Here is an 18,191-nt window from a genome sequence, read left to right as displayed (position 1 = left end):
GAGTGGGCGGCAGCACGGGCGCTCTGGTCGGTTCTGCCGCAGGCGGCGGCGCGGGCGGCGCACTGGGCAACTACATGGGCAACAAAAGCGATGCCGATGATCGCCGCGCCCGTGACCGTGACGACCGCCGCTACTACCGTGATGACCACCGGGGTCGTGGCCATGCCTACGGTCATCACCAGAAAAGAAAGCACCGTCATCATTGATACCCCACAAACGGGAGGCCAAGGCCTCCCGTTTTGTTTGGCTCACCGCGTACCCCGGCTAATTGTTTCAATGCATTACGCCCGTCTTTATTTGCCCGAATCATGCAGGCTGCATGATTGTCCGTTTTACTCAAAAACCTATCCTGTTGATAAACCTCAAGTTATCGGCAAAACCCGGCTTGGCATGGCCCCTGCAATTCCCTGAATGAAGGCTGCACCTCATTTCATTTCAGGAGCACAACAATAATGATCGGGACGACAGAGCACTATCCTCCTGCCCCGCAGGATTCCTCCAACCAGTCAGGCGTGTCCTGGGCCGCTATTTTTGCGGGTGCCGCTGCCGCGGCTTCACTTTCTCTGCTGCTGATTTTACTGGGTGCCGGATTGGGTTTTTCGGCCGTTTCGCCGTGGGCCGATGAAGGCGTCGGCGCCAAAGCGCTGGGCTTTACTGCGATTATCTGGCTTGCCTTAACGCAAATCATTGCCTCAGGCATGGGCGGTTACCTGGCCGGTCGTCTGCGGGTCAAATGGTCCAGCATGCACGGCGATGAAGTGTACTTTCGCGACACCGCACACGGCTTTTTGTCGTGGGCAGTGGCCACGCTGGTGTCTGCGGTACTGATCGCCAGCTCCCTGAGCAGCGTTGTCGGCAGCGGCGTTCAGGCGACCGCTAACGTGGCTTCCGGTGCGGCATCAGCTGTAACCAGTGCAGCCGGTGAGCACATGCGCAAAGGCGGCGGCGATAAAGGCCCGGAATATTTCATCGACAGCCTGTTTCGCAATGACCAGGGCACAGCCCTCAGCGAGCAAGATGTGCGCAGCGTCGTAAGCCGCATTCTGGTGCGCGGCCTGCATGACGGCGAACTGAACGCCGAGGACCGCAGCTACCTGGCGCAGATCGTCGCCCAGCGTACCAACCTGACTCAGCCAGAGGCCGAGCAACGGGTTGACCAGGTCTACGCCAAAGCCCATCAAGCCATTGAAGACGCCAAGGTCAAAGCCAAAGAAGCCGCTGACATGGCTGCCAAAGCAGCTGCCTGGAGCACCTTGTGGGCCTTCATCACACTGCTGCTCGGCGCGTTCTTTGCCAGCCTGTGTGCAACCTTTGGTGGTCGCCGTCGTGATGCCGTGACCTACCTCACCCCCACTGACCGTTAATTCTGGAGAATAAAAATGCGCTCGATTCTGTTGTTTTTTCTCGGCATCCCAATCCCGATCATCATCCTGATTGCGCTGTTTGTTCACTGACAGCCTGAACAATGGCCTTCCTCGCGAAGGCCATTTTTTTTGCTTTGATTTAAACCGGCAGGCACGTGGTGGATTTGATCTCAGACAGCGCAACGATTGAGTTCACCTCCTGAATACCCGGCACCATCGACAGCTTTTCGAAGAAGAAGCGCTCATACGCCTCAATGTCAGCCGTGACGATACGCAGTAAAAAATCCACCGCCCCCATCAGCACATAACACTCCAGCACTTCAGGAAAACCGCGAATGGCTTCGGTGAATTCGGTGAAGTTGGAGCGCCCATGCGCGTTGAGTTTGATCTCGGCAAAAATCTGCGTGTTGAGGCCGATTTTCTTGCGGTCCAGCAAGGTCACTTGCCCGCGAATAATGCCCTCGTCTTTCATCCGCTGAATGCGCCGCCAGCACGGTGATTGCGACAACCCCACCTGTTCGGCGATCTGTGCGCTGGACAGCGAAGCGTCTTCTTGCAGCAGCGCGAGGATGCGCCGGTCGTAAGCGTCGAGTTCGCCTTGCATAAAAATACCTGTGGATAAGTTATTGACGACCTGAATAAGTCTTTCTTTCGCGTAATCGTTGCATCTTAGATAAAAAAAACCGCGCCCGACGTGTAAATATTTCTCCAGCCTAATCAGGAGTCATCCCATGCCGCCGCTGGAAGCCATCCCCCCCTCAACCCGCCCCGATGTCTGGGCCAACAATGCAGCGCCGTGTGCGGTGCGGTTTTGTATTCAGGCAGAGGCCGAAGCGGATGTGTTGTGCCGGGTGCTCAACCTGTTCGCCTTGCAGCAGCTCGTGCCCCGGCACGTTGAGGTGCTGCGCGATGACGACAGTTTCAGCATCAACATCGTCAGTGACGAGCAAAGCTGGCACCGCGCCCAAGTGATTGGCGAAAAATTGCGCAATCTGGTCAGTGTCTTCGCCATGACGCTCGAACTCGACCAGCCTGCCAGGGCTGCATTGACCGGGTAATAGCTGGCAACCATTGCGCAAGCCTTCATCAGCTCCAGATGACTAGGCTTCAAACACGCAGACAAGGAACCGTCTGCGCAGTGTTTGAAGTCGCCCCAGGAGCTGTATATGCGCAATGCCCCGCCTCATGACCAATGGCTTACCCTCAAACAGCTGCTGCCCGTGCTGCTCGCTCAAGGTCGCCTGAGACAAAGCTGCGCCGAACACGCCTTAATCAGCAGCCGCGAGCCACTCAATGCCCCGTTGCATCCGCTGGTCTTTCTGGCCAATCAACAGCTTGCAGACCCCACCCGCCCCGGTAAACGCCTGGACCTCGAAACCCTGACCGCGTGGCTCGCTGATGAATTCGCCCAACCGTACCTGCGCCTCGACCCGCTCAAAATCGATGTGGCGACGGTCACCGGGCTGATGTCATTTGCCTTCGCCCAGCGTCATCAAATCCTCGCCGTGGCCGCCGATGAACACACCATCACCATTGCCAGCGCCCAGCCTTGGGTCAGCAGCTGGGAGGCCGATCTCAAACAGGTGCTCAAGCGCCCCATCCGGCGGGTGATTGCCAACCCCCAGGAGATCCAGCGCCTGAGTGTGGAGTTTTTCAACGTGGCCAAGTCGGTGACGGGGGCGGTGCTCAATGATCAAAAAACCAGCAATACGGCCAACCTTGAGCAACTTTTAACGCTGGGCAGCGCCAGCCAGGAGCCCGACGCCAACGACGCGCACATTGTGAATATCGTCGACTGGCTGTTTCAGTACGCCTTTGAACAGCGGGCCAGCGATATCCATATCGAGCCGCGCCGCGAACAGGGTGGCGTGCGTTTTCGCATCGACGGCGTGCTGCACACCGTTTACCAATTCCCGCCGCACGTCACCATGGCCATTGTCAGCCGCCTCAAGAGCCTGGGCCGGATGAACGTCGCCGAAAAGCGCAAACCCCAAGACGGCCGCCTCAAAACCAAAACCCCGGCCGGGGCTGAAGTCGAGCTGCGTCTGGCCACCTTGCCGACAGCTTTTGGCGAAAAAATGGTCATGCGTATTTTCGACCCGCAGGTCTTGCTCAAAAGCTTCGACCAACTGGGCTTTGACGGCGAAGACCTGCAGCGTTGGGAACACATGATCCGCCAGCCCAACGGCATCATCCTGATCACCGGCCCCACCGGCTCAGGTAAAACCAGCACCCTGTATGCCACGCTCAAGCAACTGGCCACCCCGCAAATCAACCTGTGCACCCTCGAAGACCCGATCGAAATGATTGAGCCCGCCTTCAACCAGATGCAGGTGCAAGCCAATATCGACCTGACCTTCGCCAACGGCGTGCGCGCCCTGATGCGCCAGGACCCGGACATCATCATGCTCGGCGAAATACGCGACCTCGAAACCGCCGAAGTGGCCATTCAGGCGGCGCTGACCGGCCATTTGGTGCTGTCCACTCTGCACACCAACGACGCGCCCAGCGCCATCAGCCGCCTGCAAGAACTGGGCGTTGCGCCTTACTTGATCAAAGCCACGCTGCTGGGCGTGATGGCCCAACGGCTGGTGCGCACCCTGTGCCCCGAGTGCAAGACAGAGCAGCCCGTGCAGGCGCACGACTGGCAGCACTTCGCCCCCGATTGGCGCCACCCGCCTCCCGCTCATACCTACAAGGCCAATGGCTGCATGGCGTGCCGGGACACGGGGTATTGCGGGCGCTCCGGGGTGTACGAAATCATGCTGATGAACGACCGCCTGAGCGCGCTGATCAACCCGCAAACTGACATCAACGCCCTGCGCCGCGACGCCTGCACTGAAGGAATGCGGCCATTAAGAATCGCGGCTGCACAAAAAGTGACCAGCGGCATGACCACGCTGGAAGAAGCCTTGCGAGTGACGCCTGACCTCTAAACGGGATAACCCGGCCTGGCGATATGCCTAAATGTTGCGTCAAACCCGGCGCCCATCGGAACTAGACTGATACAAGCGCAATCAAACGTCTCAGTTAACCTTTTTGGAGTACCCCTCATGCGCCTCAAATATGCTGTCGCTGCTGCTGCACTGTTGTCCCTCCCTGTTTCAGCCATGGCCGACGGCTTTTGGCGTGACGTTTTGTCTTCGGGGGCGACGACCGGTTCGACGTACCTGACCTTCAAAAAAGACCGAAAAGTGATTGCCGCTCAAGATGACGCGGGCAGCTTTGTGGCCAGTAACGGCGAAATCCGTGGGCCTTATCTGGAGTCGGCGATGCAGCAAGTGCGTTCTGACAACCCGAACATGAAAGTCAGCGACATGGACCTGGCTAACGCGATTCTGGTCAAGAACGCGACATCAGAGTAACCCCAATGTGTAGTCGCTGCCGCAGGCTGCGTTGAGGATCGCGCAGGCTTAGAAAATCGCGCGGACTTTGAGAAAACGGATTGCTCCGCAATCCTTCGCAGCCTGCGGCAGCGACTACGGGCTATTTCATTCAGCTTTCATACAGAATTTTCACCGGCTGTGAACAACGCGCTGGGTATGCTTTACTCACCCAAATTCACATCGGACGTCTAGCCTCTATGAGTTCCCTGCCTTTCCTGCCGTTTTCCAAACCCACCATTGATGAAGCCACTATTGCTGCCGTCGGCGACGTGTTGCGCTCGGGCTGGATCACCAGCGGGCCAAAGGTTCAGGCGTTCGAGGCGCAGTTGTCCGAGTACTTTGGCGGGCGCCCGGTACGCACGTTCAACTCCGGCACCTGCACCATGGAGATCGCCCTGCGTATCGCCGGTATCGGTGCGGGCGACGAAGTGATCACCACGCCTATTTCGTGGGTAGCCACCGCTAACGTGATCATCGAAGTCGGCGCCACCCCGGTGTTTGCAGACATCGACCCGGTGACCCGCAACATCGACCTGGCCAAGGTTGAAGCGGCCATCACGCCACGTACCAAAGCCATTATTCCGGTGTACCTGTCGGGCTTGCCTGTCGACATGGATGCGCTCTACGCACTGGCGAAAAAACACAACCTGCGCGTTGTCGAAGACGCCGCTCAAGCCCTGGGTTCGAGCTGGCAAGGTCAGCGCATTGGCGCTCGCGGTGATTTCGTGTCGTTCAGCTTCCAGGCCAACAAGAACATCACCTCGTCCGAGGGCGGTTGTCTGGTTCTGAACAACGAAGAAGAGGCCCGTCTGGCCGAGAAATATCGCCTGCAAGGCGTTACTCGCACCGGTTTTGACGGCCTGGATGTGGACGTGCTGGGTGGCAAGTTCAACATGACCGACATCGCAGCGGCGATCGGCCTGGGCCAATTTGCCCACATCGAAGCCATCACGGCGCATCGCCGTGAGCTGGCCAAGCATTACTTCGACTGCTTCGGCGCGGATTTTGAAGCCGAGTATGGCGCACAACTGCCGGTGGCTGACTTCACCAACACCAACTGGCACTTGTTCCAACTGGTCTTGCCCGAGCGCAAAGACGGCCAGCCAGCACGTGCGACCTTTATGAAAGAAATGCAGGCGTTGGGCGTCGGTATCGGTTACCACTACCCGCCGATTCACTTGCTGAGCTTGTACCGCGAGCGCGGGTTCAAGGAAGGGATGTTGCCGGTGGCCGAACGTGTAGGACGTTTAATCGTGTCCCTGCCGATGTTTACCGCCATGACCAAGGCCGATGTCGAGCGCTCAGTAGCGGCGGTTAAAGCCGTACTCAAAGACGCTTAACAACCCATATCTGTAGGAGCGAGCTCGCCTCGCGATCTTTTAAAAGATCAAAAGATCGCGAGGCGAGCTCGCTCCTACAGGGGGGGTGGTTTACTCGCCGATAGCGGCTTTGTAGCCGGCAGCATCCAGCAGTTTTTCCAGCTCGGCGGTGTTGGCTGGCTTGAGCTTGAAGATCCAGTTGGCGTACGAATCGTCGTTCAGCCCTTCTGGGGCATCCGCCAGACCTTCATTGACTGCAATCACTTCGCCCGACACTGGCGAGTAAATGTCCGAAGCGGCTTTTACCGACTCAACCACGCCCGCTGTATCAGCTGCGGCGAACACTGTGCCCACTTCCGGCAGCTCAACAAACACCACATCCCCCAGCGCTTCTTGAGCGTGGTCGCTGATACCGACGGTAATCGAGCCATCAGCTTCCAGACGTGCCCACTCGTGACTTTCAGCAAAGCGCAGGTCCGCAGGGATATTGCTCATATTCAGTGTCCTCAAGAAGAAATGTCAGCGGCTCACACGGTTGGTGAGCCTGCCAGTAAACGTTAGATCAAGGCTTTGCCAAGACGAACAAAAGTCGGTTTAACCACGCGAACCGGGTACCACTTGCCACGAATTTCTACCTCGGCACGGTCGGCCGTTGCCATCGGAACTCGCGCCAATGCAATCGATTTGCTTAGCGTAGGAGAGAAGCTACCACTGGTGATCTCTCCTTCGCCAACATCTGCGATGCGAACGACCTGATGTGCACGTAGGACACCGCGCTCTTCCAGCACCAAACCCACCAGTTTGAGCCGTGAACCGCTGGCCTTTTCTGCCTCCAGCGCTTCGCGCCCGATGAAGTTACGCGAGGCGGGCTCCCAGGCGACAGTCCACGCCATATTGGCTGAAAGGGGCGAGACAGACAGGTGAATATCCTGCCCATACAGGTTCATGCCAGCCTCAAGACGCAAGGTGTCGCGCGCGCCCAAGCCTATCGGAGAAATGCCGGCGCCGACCAGATCGTTAAAGAACGCGGGCGCTTGATCGGCCGGGAGCACAATTTCCAGGCCGTCTTCACCGGTGTAGCCGGTGCGGGCGATAAACCAGTCGCCGCTGACCTGCCCTTCAAAGGGCTTGAGCTGCTGAATAAGCTGGCTACGAGACTGGCTCACCAGCTCGGCCACTTTGTGCCGGGCCTGTGGGCCTTGAATGGCCAGCAGCGCCAACTCGGGGCGCTCATGCAACTGCACGGCGTAGCCGCCCTGGTGGCTGTTCATCCAGGCCAGGTCCTGATCGCGGGTGGCGGCGTTAACGATAAGCCGATAACCCGTCGGCATCAGGTAGACGATCATGTCGTCCACCACTCCGCCGTTTTCGTTGAGCATGGCGCTATACAGTGCGCGGCCGGGTGTGTTCAGACGTTCGACATCGTTTGCCAACAAATGCTGTAGCCATTCCTTGGCCTGATCCCCGGTGACGTCAATCACGGTCATATGCGAGACATCAAAAACCCCACAGTCGCGGCGCACCTCATGGTGCTCCTCAACTTGCGAGCCGTAATGCAAGGGCATATCCCAACCGCCAAAATCGACCATTTTCGCGCCTAAGGCGAGATGCAGGTCATACAGAGGCGTACGCTGTCCCATGGGTTTCTCCTTCCGGGCTTGGCGAAGGTGCGGACAGGCTTGTAGAACGTTTGAGGCTGTTGAAACAGGCCTTTGCGCGTTTAACAAACGACCTGGCCTGACAGACAGACCGCACCGAATGCCGCGCATTGTAGCCGTATGCAGGAGGACTGGCACCTAACCGTTGCGATGGGCCGAGCGGCGAATCAGGCCGATCACCGGTAGCAAACCCACCAGCACCAAGGTCAATGCTGGCAGGGACGCCCGCGCCCACTCGCCCTCGCTGGTCATCTCAAAGATCCGTACCGCCAGCGTGTCCCAGCCAAATGGGCGCATCAGCAAGGTGGCCGGCATCTCTTTGAGTACATCGACAAACACCAGCAGCGCAGCGCTCAGCGTGCCCGGCAGGAGTAACGGCAGATACACTTTGAAAAACAGTCGCGGGCCACTCACTCCCAGGCTGCGGGCCGCCTCGGGCAAAGACGGTCGAATCCGCGCCAGGCTGTTTTCCAGCGGGCCATAGGCTACCGCGATAAAGCGCACCAGATACGCCAGCAGCAACGCCGACAAGCTGCCCAGCAATAGCGGCTTGCCCGCACCACCCAACCAGCCCGACACCGGCACCACCAACTCGCGGTCCAGGTAGCTGAAGGCCAACATGATCGACACCGCCAACACCGAGCCCGGCAAGGCATACCCGAGGTTAGCCAGGCTGACCCCGGCGCGAATCGCCGGGGTCGGCGCCTGACGCCGGGCAAACGCCAGCACCAGCGCCACGCAGACGGTAATCAGCGCGGCCATGCTGCCCAGATACAGGGTGTGCAGGATCAGCCCGGTGTAGCGTTCATCCAGATCAAAACGTCCGCGCTGCCAGAACCACACTACCAATTGCAGCAGCGGGATGACAAAGGCGCAGGCAAACACCAGCAGGCACCAGCCGCTGGCCAGCCAGGCCTTGGGCCCGCGTAAGTGATACAAGGCCTTGACCCGTGGCCGCTCGTTGCTGGCCCGGCTAGCACCCCGCGCCCGGCGCTCACCGTAGAGCACGACCATCACCACCAGCAGCAACAGGCTGGCCAGTTGGGCAGCGGTCGACAGGCTGAAAAAGCCATACCAGGTTTTGTAGATCGCGGTGGTAAAGGTGTCGAAGTTGAACACCGAGACGGCGCCAAAATCGGCCAGGGTTTCCATCAGCGCCAACGCCACACCGGCGCCAATGGCCGGGCGCGCCATGGGCAAGGCGACCCGCCAAAACGCCTGCCACGGGCTTTGCCCCAGAATGCGGGCGGCTTCCATCAGGCCTTTGCCCTGGGCCAAAAAGGCGGTGCGCGCCAGCAGGTACACGTAGGGGTAGAACACCAGAATCAGCACGATGATCACACCGCCCGTGGAGCGCACCCGAGGCAGCCGCAGGCCCATGCCAAACCATTCTCGCAACAGGGTTTGCACCGGCCCGGCGAAGTCCAGCAGGCCAACAAAGACAAACGCCAGCACATAAGCCGGAATCGCAAACGGCAGCATCAGCGCCCAGTCCAGCCAGCGCCTGCCGGGGAACTCGCAGAGGCTGGTCAGCCACGCCAGGCTGACCCCGAGCAAGGTCACCCCAATGCCTACGCCAACAATCAGCGTCAACGTGTTGCCCAGCAGGCGCGGCATCTGTGTGTCCCACAAATGGCTCCAGATCTGGCCGTCAATATTTTGCCAGGACAGCAGCAAAACGCTCAGCGGCAGCAACACCAGAGCGGCAATGGTAAAGACCAGCGGGTACCAGCGACGTTGGGCAGGATGGGCCACGAAAAACTCTCGCAAGGGTGTGGAAGTATCAGAAAACAATGTGGGAGCGGGCTTGCTCGCGATGCAGGCACCTCGGTCTCATCAGAAACCACGGTGATGCTATCGCGAGCAAGCCCGCTCCCACAGGTTTATGCGCTAAAACTAACTCAATTCCAGCCAGCGCGGTCCATCATGCGGATCGCTTCAGCCTGGCGCTTGCCCGCCACTTCAACCGGCAGTTCGTCAGCCTTGAACGTGCCCCAGCTGGCCACTTCGGCCGAGGGCGCAACGCTCGGGTTGGCCGGGAATTCCTGGTTGGTGTCGGCAAATATCGTTTGGGCTTCAGGGGTGGTCATCCACTCCACCAGCGCTTTGGCGGCTTCAGGGTGCGGCGCGTACTTGGTCAGGCCAATACCCGACAGGTTGACGTGAACCCCCCGGTCAGACTGGTTCGGCCAGAACAGTTTTACCGCCAGGTCAGGCTTTTGCTTGTGCAGGCGGCCGTAGTAGTAGGTGTTGACGATACCGACGTCGCATTGCCCGGCGTTGATCGCTTCCAGCACCGCGATGTCATCGGAGAACACGTCGGTGGACAGGTTGTTGACCCAGCCTTTGAGGATCTCTTCAGTTTTTTGCGGGCCATTCACTTCGATCATGGTCGCGGTCAATGACTGGTTGTAGACCTTCTTCGCGGTGCGCAGGCACAGGCGCCCTTCCCACTTCTTGTCTGCCAGCTCTTCGTAGGTCGACAGCTCGTCTGGCTTGACCCGGTCAGAAGCGTAGGCGATGGTGCGTGCGCGCAGGCTCAAGCCCGTCCACTCGTGGCTCGAGGAGCGGTATTGACGCGGGATGTTTTTATCGATGATCTCGGACTTGATCGGCTGCAAGATGCCCATTTGCTCGGCTTGCCACAGGTTACCGGCGTCTACGGTGAGCAACAGGTCAGCCGTGGCGTTTTGGCCTTCAGCCTTGATGCGCTGCATGAGCGGCGCTTCTTTGTCGGTAATGAACTTGACCTTGACCCCGGTTTTCGCGGTGTAGGCGTCAAATACCGGCTTGATCAGCTCGTCGATGCGCGAGGAATAAACCACCACTTCATCGGCAGCAAAAACGCTGCTCCCGAACACGGTAAGGGCCAGGGCAGTCAGTAGACGCTTGGGTGCCAGCATGGAGGGCGGTCTCTCTAATGCGAATCGGGCGTAAATGGTAGTGAATCACATTTGCCAGCTCAACCGAACTCGCCCCCGAGGCGTTACCAGATGTTACAGATAAACAAAATCCCCCTGTAGGAGCGAGCTTGCTCGCGATCTTTTGGTCTTTAAAAGATCGCGAGCAAGCTCACTCCTACAGGGTCCGCGTTCGATTAGATGTATTCCTACAAAGCCTTGGCCAGCGGCGGCAGGTCGCCGGTGAGGCCCAGCGCCTGGCGCACGAACAGGGCTTTGGCTTCGGGCATTTGGTTGACCCATTTCAAGCCGGTGTTGCGCACCAGCCGTGCTGTCAGCGAGTCCGACTGGAACAAGCGTTCAAAGCCTTCCATGGCCGCCATCAGCGCCAGGTTGTGGGGCATGCGACGCCGCTCGTAGCGGCTCAGTACCCGCACATCGGCCAGGCGCTCACCACGGTCCGCCGCGTGCAGCAGTACATCGGCCAGCACGGCGGCATCCAGAAAGCCCAAATTCACGCCCTGCCCGGCCAGCGGGTGAATGGTGTGCGCCGCATCACCGATCAGCGCCAGACCTTCGGCCACGTAGCGTTTGGCATGGCGTTGGCGCAGCGGCACGCACACTCGCGGGTCGGCACTGAGCACCGTGCCCAAGCGGCCTTCAAAGGCAAATTCCAGTTCGCGGCAAAACCCCTCGTCGTCCAGCGCCATCAACGCCTGCGCTTGTTCCGGGGTGGTCGACCAGACGATTGAACACCAGTCTTGCTGCCCTTCGCGCTCCAGCGGCAAAAACGCCAGCGGGCCATGGTCGGTGAAGCGCTGCCAGGCAGTCTGCTGATGCGCCTGTGCGCAACGCACGCTGGTGACGATGGCATGATGCTGATAATCCCACTCACGGGTCTCACAGCCGGTCAGGCGGCGTACAGCCGAGTTAGCGCCATCGGCGGCGATCACCAGCGGCGCGCGCAAGGTGCGGCCATCGGCCAGGGTCAGCAGCCAGTCATCAGCCGAACGGCGCATTTGTTCAAGGCGTGCATTGGCCAGCATCTGGATGCCGGAGTCTTGCAGACACTCCAGCAATGCGTCCTGCACCACACGGTTTTCAACGATATGGCCCAGCACATCGGCGTGCACACTGGCCGCCGAAAAGTGGATGTGCCCGGTGCCGCTGCCGTCCCACACGTGCATGTGCGAGTACGGGCTGGTGCGCCGTGCGCGAATACCGTCCCAGGCGCCAAGGCGTTGCAGGATGCGCTGGCTGGCGGCCGACAAGGCGCTGACCCGGGGTTCAAAGGTGTCTTGAGCGGTGAAGGGTTTGACGCTGAGCGGGCTGCCGTCGAGCAATACCACGTTCAGCCCGCTGTCTTTGAGCGCCAGCGCCAAAGCGCTTCCGACCATTCCGGCCCCGACAATCAGCACATCTGCGCGCATTTCCATGCTTTAAGCCTGTCTCGCTAGCGGCTTGCGCCGCATCTAAAAAGGGTCGACACGGGGCACAGTAAACGCCCCGGCCGCTATCAGCTGTCTGCGCGCGTGCCCAGGCCCATGGCCTGACGGGCAAACCAGCGCTTGGCAGGCGGCAGTACATCGAGGCCCAGCAACCCCAGATTGCGGCCAAACGAAATCAGCGTCTGGTCACTGCCAAAAAGCCGCGTCACTTGATCGGAGAAGCCAATGGTCAACTGCTGGTCCAGTTGCTGGCGCTGTTGATAACTCAGCAAGGTGGCCAGCTCGCCGGGCTTTTGCTCGCTGGTCAGCAAGGCATCAGCCAACGCCTGGGCGTCACGCAACGACAGGTTGAAGCCCTGACCGGCAATCGGGTGCAGGCTGTGCGCCGCGTTGCCCAACACCACCAGGTGCGGGCGTACCTGCTCTTCGGCCTCAACCAGCACCAGCGGGTACAAGTGGCGGGCGCCGACTTGTTCAAGGGTGCCCAGGCGATAGCCAAAAACGGCCTGCAACTCGCTGAGGAAACTGCGCTCATCAAGTGCCGCCAGACGCTGAGCGTCCATACCCAGGCGGGTCCAGACCAGCGCGCAGCGGTTGTCTGGCAACGGCAGCAAAGCCATCGGCCCTTCGTCGGTAAAACGCTCAAACGCCATGCCGTCATGGGGCTGGCTGGTGGTGATGTTGGCGATGAGCGCGCTCTGGTCATAAGGCCGTTTGCGCACATGAATGCCCAACTGCTCGCGCAGGCCGGAACGCCCGCCATCGGCCAGCACCGCCAAGTCGCAATCGAGGGTGGTTTCATCATTGAGGGTCAGGCGATAGCCATCCTCAAGCGGCTGCATGTGGATAACTTCAGCCGGGCAACGCCAACTAATAACGTCCGGGTCCAGACTTTTCCACAGGCATTGGCCGAGCCAGGCGTTTTCGACCACGTACCCGAGTGCGGGCACGCCTTCATCGCTGGCCGACAAGCGCGCGGTAGAGAAACGCCCGCGATCGGACACGTGAATGTCTTTGATCGGCTCGCCCCGCTCAACAATCGATTCCCACACGCCCAAGCGCTCATAAATAAGCCGGGCACCATAACTCAGCGCCGATGAACGGGCGTCGTAGCTAGGCTGGTAGGTGTTGCCGGGGGCGAAGGGTTCGATCAGCACGATCTTCCAGCCGCGCGCCTTGGCGCCGGCCTGCAACGCCAAAGCCAGGCTGGCGCCAACCAGACCGCCACCAATAATTGCCAGATGGACGCGACTCATGCCGCGTTCGCTCGTGCGGCCGCCATCAAGGCTTCAATCTCGGCGACGGTTTTGGGCACGTCAGCGGTCAGGATTTCACAGCCATTTTTGGTGACCACAACGTCATCCTCGATGCGCACGCCGATCCCGCGCCATTTTTTGGCGACGTGCAGGTTGTTCGGGCTGATGTAGATGCCGGGTTCAACGGTCAGGGTCATGCCGGGTTCCAGCACGCGCCACTCACCGCCCACTTTGTATTCGCCAACGTCATGCACATCGAGCCCCAGCCAGTGGCCAGCCCGGTGCATGTAAAACGCTTTGTAGGCTTCGCTGGCAATCAGCTCGTCAACGTCGCCTTGCAACAGGCCCAGTTCAACCAGCCCGGCGGTGATCACCTGAACGGTTATTTCGTGGGCCTGGTTCCAGTGTTTGTTCGGCGCGATTTCGCTGAACGCAGCTTCTTGCGCGGCCAGCACCAGCTCATAGATGGCTTTTTGCTCGGGGGAGAAATGACCGCTCACGGGGAACGTACGGCTGATGTCACTGGCGTAGCAGTCGATCTCGCAGCCCGCATCGATCAGCACCAGGTCGCCGTCCTTGAGCAGGGCGTCGTTTTCCTGGTAGTGCAGGATGCAGCTGTTATCACCCGACGCGACGATCGAGCCATAAGCCGGCATTTTCGCGCCACTTTTACGAAATTCGTAATCCAGTTCGGCCTCCAGGCTGTATTCGTGCAGCCCGGCGCGGCTGGCCTGCATCGCACGGATGTGCGCGCGGGCCGATATTTGCGCCGCGTGGCGCATGACCTTGATCTCTGCCGCCGATTTATACAGGCGCATGTCATGCAGCAGATGATCCAGCGCAACGAATTCGTTGGGCGGCTGGGCACCGAGACTGGCCTTGGAGCGAATGGTGTTGATCCACTCCATGAGGTGGCGGTCGAACTCGGGGTTGCTGCCCATCGCCGAATACACCCGGTCGCGGCCTTCAATCAGCCCCGGCAAAATGTCGTCAATGTCGGTGATCGGGAAGGCATCGTCTGCGCCAAAGTCACGCATGGCGCCCTCTTGCCCGGCGCGCAAACCGTCCCACAATTCGCGCTCGGCATTGCGTTCGCGGCAAAAAAGCACGTACTCCCCATGGGCACGGCCAGGGATCAGGACGATCACCGCCTGCGGCTCGGGGAAGCCGCTCAGGTACTGGAAGTTGCTGTCCTGGCGGTACACATATTCAACGTCGCGATTGCGCACCGCCACTGCGGCAGCGGGCAGGATCGCAATGCTGTTGGGCTCCATCTGCGCCATGAGCGCCTTGCGGCGGCGGGTGTATTCCGATTTCGGGATATGGATCATGGGCAGACGGATTCCTTCTTGAAGATCAATCAGTGCAGCGAAGGTTTCGCAGCAGCAGCCTCGGCAGGCTTTTTGGTCTCGGTGAACAGCAGCAATGGCGCGACGCGCAGGTATTCCATGACTTCCATGTAGTCGCTTTCGCCGTCATCCGACTCTTCCAGGGCGTCTTGCACCTGGGCAATGGCGGCCAGGTCTTGCAGCACTTCCTTGCCTTCTTCGCTCAAGGCATTGTCACGGTAGTTCAGGCCAAAACCGGCCAGGAAACCCTGGCACCATTCGCCCAGCGCAGCCGCGCGCTCGGCCAGTGGCACGTCATCGGACGGCAACAGCAGCACGACGGTCATGTCGTCACCGGTCAGTTCACCCTTGACCATCTCTTGCAAACCGATCAAGGCATTGCGTACGTTGTCACTGATTTCATTTTCGCTTTGGAACAGTTCGGTCGCGTCAGCCAGCCAGCCGTCGTGATCGAAGCCGGCGCCAGCCGCACTGCGACCCAGCAACAGGCCGTGCAGTTCTGCAGGCGAAACAGTGTGGCCGCTGGTAGACAGCAGGTTGGCAAAGGCGTGATACGGGGAGTTCTGAATAGGCATGGTCAGCTAGGCGCCAAGCGGCGCTATGTCTAGAATGGAGGCCTTGTATCCTAGCATCGGCAGACGGGCTAGACCATCGAGGCGTCAACTGGCTTGGCAGTCCCCCTCCATCAGAAAATACACAGTAGGACACAATGGAAGACAGCGACCTGCATGCACTGATGGCTAGACTCGAGTTGCTGATTACACGAGTCGAGCAACTTAAACGCCAAAACGGACTCTTAGTAGCTCAGGAAAAGACTTGGCGCGAAGAACGCGCGCACCTCATTGAAAAAAACGAAATCGCCCGGAACAAGGTGGAATCGATGATTTCGCGTCTCAAAGCCCTGGAGCAAGACTCATGAGTACAAGCAGTAGCGTCACCGTACACATCCTCGATAAAGAGTATTCGATCATGTGCCCCCAGGAAGAGCGCGCCAATCTGGTGAGTGCTGCACGTTACCTGGACGGCAAGATGCGCGAAATCCGCAGCAGCGGCAAAGTCATCGGGGCTGACCGTATCGCCGTGATGGCCGCACTCAACATCACCCACGACCTGCTGCACAAGCAGGAAACACCCGAAGTACAGACCAGCAGTGCAACGCGTGAACACGTCCGCGACCTGCTCGATCGCGTCGATCTGGTGCTGGCCACTGATCCGAACGAACGTCAGAGCTGATTCAAAACGTTTCTTTGGGGTATACTCTCGCCACTCCCTGGAGTATTCGCCAGTTAGCGATGTCCCTGAGCCGATTCGCAATACCCTGGAGCTTGCACGTTGGGCCGGTGTGCATGTCCGCTAGACGGAAAGCCTTAAGGTCTACTGCAACTTCCACCTTGAACTTTCGGGTTCAAGGGCCAAGCCGACAGCGGTACGTCGGGGAGCCTGATTTCCAAGTGCAATGCCAGCCTGCTGCTGGCATTGGCTGACTACGAGCCAACCGCCCGGTGGGCTCGATCTCGAACAGCACGCCATCATGACCGAACCTGCGACGCCCTCCCGCCCGCAACTTCGCCGACTGCTGCGTAAAGCTCGCCGCGAATTGTCGCCCTGCGAGCAACGTCAGGCAGCCCGTGGCCTGTATCGGCAGCTGGCGCAGCATCCGTTGTTTCGCCGCGCCAAACACATCTCGCTGTACCTGCCCACCGACGGTGAAATCGACCCGCGCTTGTTGCTGCGTGAAGCACAGCGCCGGGGCAAGATCACCTACCTGCCGGTGCTCAGCGCCTGGCCCAGAACCAAGATGGTGTTCCAGCGTTATGCGCCGGGCGAAAAGCTGATCCCCAATCGCTTCCGGATTCTGGAGCCGCGTATCAATCGCGCACGCCAACGCAAAGTCTGGGCTCTGGACCTGGTGTTGCTGCCGTTGGTGGGGTTTGATGCGAAGGGTGGCCGACTGGGCATGGGCGGCGGTTTTTATGACCGCAGCCTCGCGTACCTGGCGCGCCGCCAAAGCTGGCGTAAACCGACGCTGCTGGGCCTGGCCCATGAATGTCAAAAAGTCGGGAGTCTGGCTCAAGCCAGCTGGGACGTACCGTTACACGGCACGGTCTCGGACACGCAGTGGTACGTCGCGCACTGACCCTCAAGGCATCACGTTGCAGCGATGCCTTCGTTCATGAGTGGTTAGCGTTTGAAAGGTTGTACTTGCTGTTGCGCCAGTTCAATCGGTGAATCGTTTGAAGTTGACCAGAGGCTTTGCGCATAACCGGTTGTCACCACGCCAAGACCGAACAAAATAACCAGCACCCACAGTAAATCCGGTTTGCGTTTCATCGATTGCCCCCCTTCAGGCACATCAACACGATGACAGCAACGGTTTTTGTTATAGGCCGTGCAGCAACGTCAAGCTTAAAATGGCGGCATTCTGAGGCAACACGAACAGACACGCAAACGCTGGTGTCAACCGATTGTCGGTTTATCCAAATGTTGCCCGGCTAAATAACTACGCCATGTTTCAGGAGCCCAAAGAATGGCCTATTGGTTGATGAAATCCGAGCCTGACGAGTTTTCAATCAAGGACTTGCAGAAGATCGGCGAAGCTCGCTGGGACGGTGTGCGCAACTATCAGGCGCGCAATTTCATGCGTGCCATGGCCGTGGGCGACGAGTTTTTCTTTTATCACTCAAGCTGCCCGGAGCCGGGTATTGCCGGAGTCGGCCGAATCGCCCAGGCCGCTTACCCGGATCCGACCGCCCTCGATCCCGAAAGCCATTATTTCGACCCCAAGGCCAGCCCCGAGAAAAACCCGTGGAGCGCACTGCAAGTCGCCCATGTGCACACCTTCCCCAGGGTGATCAAGCTCGACTACCTGAAACAGCAAAGTGCACTGGCTGAAATGCCACTGGTGCAAAAAGGCAGTCGCTTGTCGGTGATGCCGGTGACGGCCGAGGAATGGGCGGTGGTGATGGGGTTGCTGTAGCCCCACCTGCAACTCCACCTGTAGTCGCTGCTGCAGGCTGCGATTTGGGTCGCAGCGATGTTGAGAAAACGGGTTGCTCCGCAACCCTTCGCAGCCTTCGGCAGCGACTACAGGCAACATTCGCTTTTAGCGTCTACGCTACTGACTTCCTTTGACTGGCATCAAGAGCCCTGCGCCTTGAAACCGTCAAACTAGAGCGCTCTGTGACCAGGATGTCGGCATGTCGAAGAATCACCGCATTTCCCATTATTTCGTTATCCCTTTGGCGATTCTGCTGGTGGCAGCAGGCGGGTTTGGTTACTGGAAATCCCAGCATGACCGGCTCCCCGAAGGCATCAGCATGGGCAATGGCCGACTTGAATCCACAGAAGTCCAGATCGCCGCCAAGATCCCCGGCCGCCTGGCCGAGGTGCTGGTCGATGAAGGTGACCGCGTGACCAAGGGCCAATTGTTGGCCCGCATGGACACCCGCACGCTGGAAGCCAGCCGCGTCCAGGCCCAGGCCGAAGTGCAGCGCGCCCGCCAGGCCATGGC

General features: G+C 59.4%; 20 protein-coding genes, 1 other RNA gene and 1 pseudogene. 12 read left to right on the top strand and 10 right to left on the bottom strand.

Going from position 1 to position 18,191, the window contains the following annotated elements; genetic code table 11:
- Together GHO41_RS24370 and GHO41_RS24365 are read left to right on the top strand one after the other, a co-directional pair.
- A pseudogene (locus GHO41_RS24370) lies at window positions 1–206 on the top strand (hypothetical protein); the annotation flags it as partial.
- A 246-nt stretch (window positions 207–452) separates the two neighbouring features.
- Complete coding sequence (locus GHO41_RS24365; protein ID WP_153434864.1) at window positions 453–1,364, top strand: hypothetical protein; 912 nt, start codon at window positions 453–455, stop codon at window positions 1,362–1,364.
- A gap of 139 nt (window positions 1,365–1,503) precedes the next feature.
- On the opposite strand, the gene GHO41_RS24360 is transcribed toward GHO41_RS24365, so the two are convergent.
- Window positions 1,504–1,968 carry an Lrp/AsnC family transcriptional regulator gene (locus tag GHO41_RS24360; RefSeq protein WP_153434863.1) on the bottom strand — a complete coding sequence of 155 codons (465 nt, stop codon included), beginning with the start codon at window positions 1,966–1,968 and terminating at the stop codon, window positions 1,504–1,506.
- 127 nt (window positions 1,969–2,095) lie between these two features.
- On the opposite strand from GHO41_RS24360, the gene GHO41_RS24355 reads away from it, so the two are divergent.
- From GHO41_RS24355 to GHO41_RS24340, 4 genes are all read left to right on the top strand, one after another.
- Complete coding sequence (locus tag GHO41_RS24355; protein WP_153434862.1) at window positions 2,096–2,422, top strand: hypothetical protein; 327 nt, start codon at window positions 2,096–2,098, stop codon at window positions 2,420–2,422.
- A 108-nt stretch (window positions 2,423–2,530) separates the two neighbouring features.
- A complete protein-coding gene (locus GHO41_RS24350) occupies window positions 2,531–4,300 on the top strand; it encodes a GspE/PulE family protein (protein ID WP_153434861.1) in 1,770 nt (589 codons plus the stop codon).
- 117 nt (window positions 4,301–4,417) lie between these two features.
- Window positions 4,418–4,729, top strand: a complete 312-nt coding sequence (locus GHO41_RS24345) for a DUF2388 domain-containing protein (RefSeq protein WP_048388849.1) — start codon at window positions 4,418–4,420, stop codon at window positions 4,727–4,729.
- Between the two features lie 218 nt (window positions 4,730–4,947).
- Window positions 4,948–6,090: a DegT/DnrJ/EryC1/StrS aminotransferase family protein gene (locus GHO41_RS24340; RefSeq protein ID WP_048366872.1), complete on the top strand. Its 1,143-nt coding sequence runs from the start codon at window positions 4,948–4,950 to the stop codon at window positions 6,088–6,090.
- A 90-nt stretch (window positions 6,091–6,180) separates the two neighbouring features.
- Here GHO41_RS24340 and gcvH read toward each other — a convergent pair whose 3' ends face one another.
- The 8 genes from gcvH to GHO41_RS24300 form a co-directional block, all read right to left on the bottom strand.
- Entirely contained in the window at window positions 6,181–6,564 is a 384-nt protein-coding gene (gene gcvH, locus GHO41_RS24335) for a glycine cleavage system protein GcvH (protein ID WP_153434860.1), read from the bottom strand.
- A 62-nt stretch (window positions 6,565–6,626) separates the two neighbouring features.
- On the bottom strand, window positions 6,627–7,709 hold the full coding sequence (gene gcvT / locus GHO41_RS24330; RefSeq protein WP_123750980.1) for a glycine cleavage system aminomethyltransferase GcvT: 1,083 nt from the start codon (window positions 7,707–7,709) through the stop codon (window positions 6,627–6,629).
- 156 nt (window positions 7,710–7,865) lie between these two features.
- Window positions 7,866–9,482 (bottom strand): iron ABC transporter permease, encoded by a 1,617-nt coding sequence (locus tag GHO41_RS24325; protein WP_323368895.1) that lies wholly within the window; start codon window positions 9,480–9,482, stop codon window positions 7,866–7,868.
- A 146-nt stretch (window positions 9,483–9,628) separates the two neighbouring features.
- Window positions 9,629–10,630 (bottom strand): extracellular solute-binding protein, encoded by a 1,002-nt coding sequence (locus GHO41_RS24320; RefSeq protein WP_153434859.1) that lies wholly within the window; start codon window positions 10,628–10,630, stop codon window positions 9,629–9,631.
- A gap of 206 nt (window positions 10,631–10,836) precedes the next feature.
- A complete protein-coding gene (locus tag GHO41_RS24315) occupies window positions 10,837–12,057 on the bottom strand; it encodes a 2-octaprenyl-3-methyl-6-methoxy-1,4-benzoquinol hydroxylase (RefSeq protein ID WP_178126567.1) in 1,221 nt (406 codons plus the stop codon).
- 86 nt (window positions 12,058–12,143) lie between these two features.
- A complete protein-coding gene (ubiH, locus tag GHO41_RS24310) occupies window positions 12,144–13,331 on the bottom strand; it encodes a 2-octaprenyl-6-methoxyphenyl hydroxylase (RefSeq protein ID WP_153326033.1) in 1,188 nt (395 codons plus the stop codon).
- Complete coding sequence (pepP, locus tag GHO41_RS24305) at window positions 13,328–14,662, bottom strand: Xaa-Pro aminopeptidase (RefSeq protein WP_153434857.1); 1,335 nt, start codon at window positions 14,660–14,662, stop codon at window positions 13,328–13,330. The genes ubiH and pepP overlap by 4 nt, the downstream gene beginning before the upstream one ends.
- A gap of 29 nt (window positions 14,663–14,691) precedes the next feature.
- Entirely contained in the window at window positions 14,692–15,255 is a 564-nt protein-coding gene (locus GHO41_RS24300; protein WP_153326037.1) for a YecA family protein, read from the bottom strand.
- Window positions 15,256–15,389: 134 nt separating this feature from the next.
- Between GHO41_RS24300 and GHO41_RS24295 the strand changes: the two genes are divergently transcribed.
- From GHO41_RS24295 to GHO41_RS24280, 4 genes are all read left to right on the top strand, one after another.
- Window positions 15,390–15,599: a TIGR02449 family protein gene (locus tag GHO41_RS24295; RefSeq protein WP_048366881.1), complete on the top strand. Its 210-nt coding sequence runs from the start codon at window positions 15,390–15,392 to the stop codon at window positions 15,597–15,599.
- A complete protein-coding gene (locus tag GHO41_RS24290) occupies window positions 15,596–15,913 on the top strand; it encodes a cell division protein ZapA (RefSeq protein ID WP_048366882.1) in 318 nt (105 codons plus the stop codon). Before GHO41_RS24295 ends, GHO41_RS24290 begins: the two co-directional genes overlap by 4 nt.
- A 31-nt stretch (window positions 15,914–15,944) precedes the next feature.
- A non-coding RNA gene (gene ssrS, locus GHO41_RS24285) (6S RNA) lies at window positions 15,945–16,122 on the top strand.
- Between the two features lie 89 nt (window positions 16,123–16,211).
- Complete coding sequence (locus GHO41_RS24280) at window positions 16,212–16,817, top strand: 5-formyltetrahydrofolate cyclo-ligase (RefSeq protein WP_153326039.1); 606 nt, start codon at window positions 16,212–16,214, stop codon at window positions 16,815–16,817.
- A gap of 44 nt (window positions 16,818–16,861) precedes the next feature.
- On the opposite strand, the gene GHO41_RS24275 is transcribed toward GHO41_RS24280, so the two are convergent.
- Window positions 16,862–17,011, bottom strand: a complete 150-nt coding sequence (locus GHO41_RS24275) for a hypothetical protein (RefSeq protein WP_088500273.1) — start codon at window positions 17,009–17,011, stop codon at window positions 16,862–16,864.
- Between the two features lie 196 nt (window positions 17,012–17,207).
- On the opposite strand from GHO41_RS24275, the gene GHO41_RS24270 reads away from it, so the two are divergent.
- Window positions 17,208–17,657: an EVE domain-containing protein gene (locus GHO41_RS24270; protein ID WP_048366883.1), complete on the top strand. Its 450-nt coding sequence runs from the start codon at window positions 17,208–17,210 to the stop codon at window positions 17,655–17,657.
- A 220-nt stretch (window positions 17,658–17,877) separates the two neighbouring features.
- A partial coding sequence (locus tag GHO41_RS24265) for an HlyD family secretion protein (RefSeq protein WP_153434856.1) occupies window positions 17,878–18,191 on the top strand: 314 nt, incomplete at its 3' end.

It is taken from the genome of Pseudomonas sp. FSL R10-0399, assembly GCF_009600165.1.
GTDB lineage: Bacteria > Pseudomonadota > Gammaproteobacteria > Pseudomonadales > Pseudomonadaceae > Aquipseudomonas > Aquipseudomonas helleri.
This window is presented reverse-complemented; position numbering and strand designations above follow the sequence as displayed.

Bases quoted from the DNA above. Each gene is read 5' to 3' on its own strand.
- ubiH (WP_153326033.1), bottom strand. From the start codon at position 13,331: ATGAGTCGCGTCCATCTGGCAATTATTGGTGGCGGTCTGGTTGGCGCC.
- GHO41_RS24275 (WP_088500273.1), bottom strand. From the start codon at position 17,011: ATGAAACGCAAACCGGATTTACTGTGGGTGCTGGTTATTTTGTTCGGT.
- GHO41_RS24350 (WP_153434861.1), top strand. From the start codon at position 2,531: ATGCGCAATGCCCCGCCTCATGACCAATGGCTTACCCTCAAACAGCTG.
- GHO41_RS24355 (WP_153434862.1), top strand. From the start codon at position 2,096: ATGCCGCCGCTGGAAGCCATCCCCCCCTCAACCCGCCCCGATGTCTGG.
- GHO41_RS24345 (WP_048388849.1), top strand. From the start codon at position 4,418: ATGCGCCTCAAATATGCTGTCGCTGCTGCTGCACTGTTGTCCCTCCCT.
- GHO41_RS24340 (WP_048366872.1), top strand. From the start codon at position 4,948: ATGAGTTCCCTGCCTTTCCTGCCGTTTTCCAAACCCACCATTGATGAA.
- GHO41_RS24365 (WP_153434864.1), top strand. From the start codon at position 453: ATGATCGGGACGACAGAGCACTATCCTCCTGCCCCGCAGGATTCCTCC.
- GHO41_RS24290 (WP_048366882.1), top strand. From the start codon at position 15,596: ATGAGTACAAGCAGTAGCGTCACCGTACACATCCTCGATAAAGAGTAT.
- gcvH (WP_153434860.1), bottom strand. From the start codon at position 6,564: ATGAGCAATATCCCTGCGGACCTGCGCTTTGCTGAAAGTCACGAGTGG.
- GHO41_RS24295 (WP_048366881.1), top strand. From the start codon at position 15,390: ATGGAAGACAGCGACCTGCATGCACTGATGGCTAGACTCGAGTTGCTG.
- GHO41_RS24315 (WP_178126567.1), bottom strand. From the start codon at position 12,057: ATGCGCGCAGATGTGCTGATTGTCGGGGCCGGAATGGTCGGAAGCGCT.
- GHO41_RS24360 (WP_153434863.1), bottom strand. From the start codon at position 1,968: ATGCAAGGCGAACTCGACGCTTACGACCGGCGCATCCTCGCGCTGCTG.
- GHO41_RS24280 (WP_153326039.1), top strand. From the start codon at position 16,212: ATGACCGAACCTGCGACGCCCTCCCGCCCGCAACTTCGCCGACTGCTG.
- GHO41_RS24270 (WP_048366883.1), top strand. From the start codon at position 17,208: ATGGCCTATTGGTTGATGAAATCCGAGCCTGACGAGTTTTCAATCAAG.
- GHO41_RS24320 (WP_153434859.1), bottom strand. From the start codon at position 10,630: ATGCTGGCACCCAAGCGTCTACTGACTGCCCTGGCCCTTACCGTGTTC.
- GHO41_RS24300 (WP_153326037.1), bottom strand. From the start codon at position 15,255: ATGCCTATTCAGAACTCCCCGTATCACGCCTTTGCCAACCTGCTGTCT.
- pepP (WP_153434857.1), bottom strand. From the start codon at position 14,662: ATGATCCATATCCCGAAATCGGAATACACCCGCCGCCGCAAGGCGCTC.
- gcvT (WP_123750980.1), bottom strand. From the start codon at position 7,709: ATGGGACAGCGTACGCCTCTGTATGACCTGCATCTCGCCTTAGGCGCG.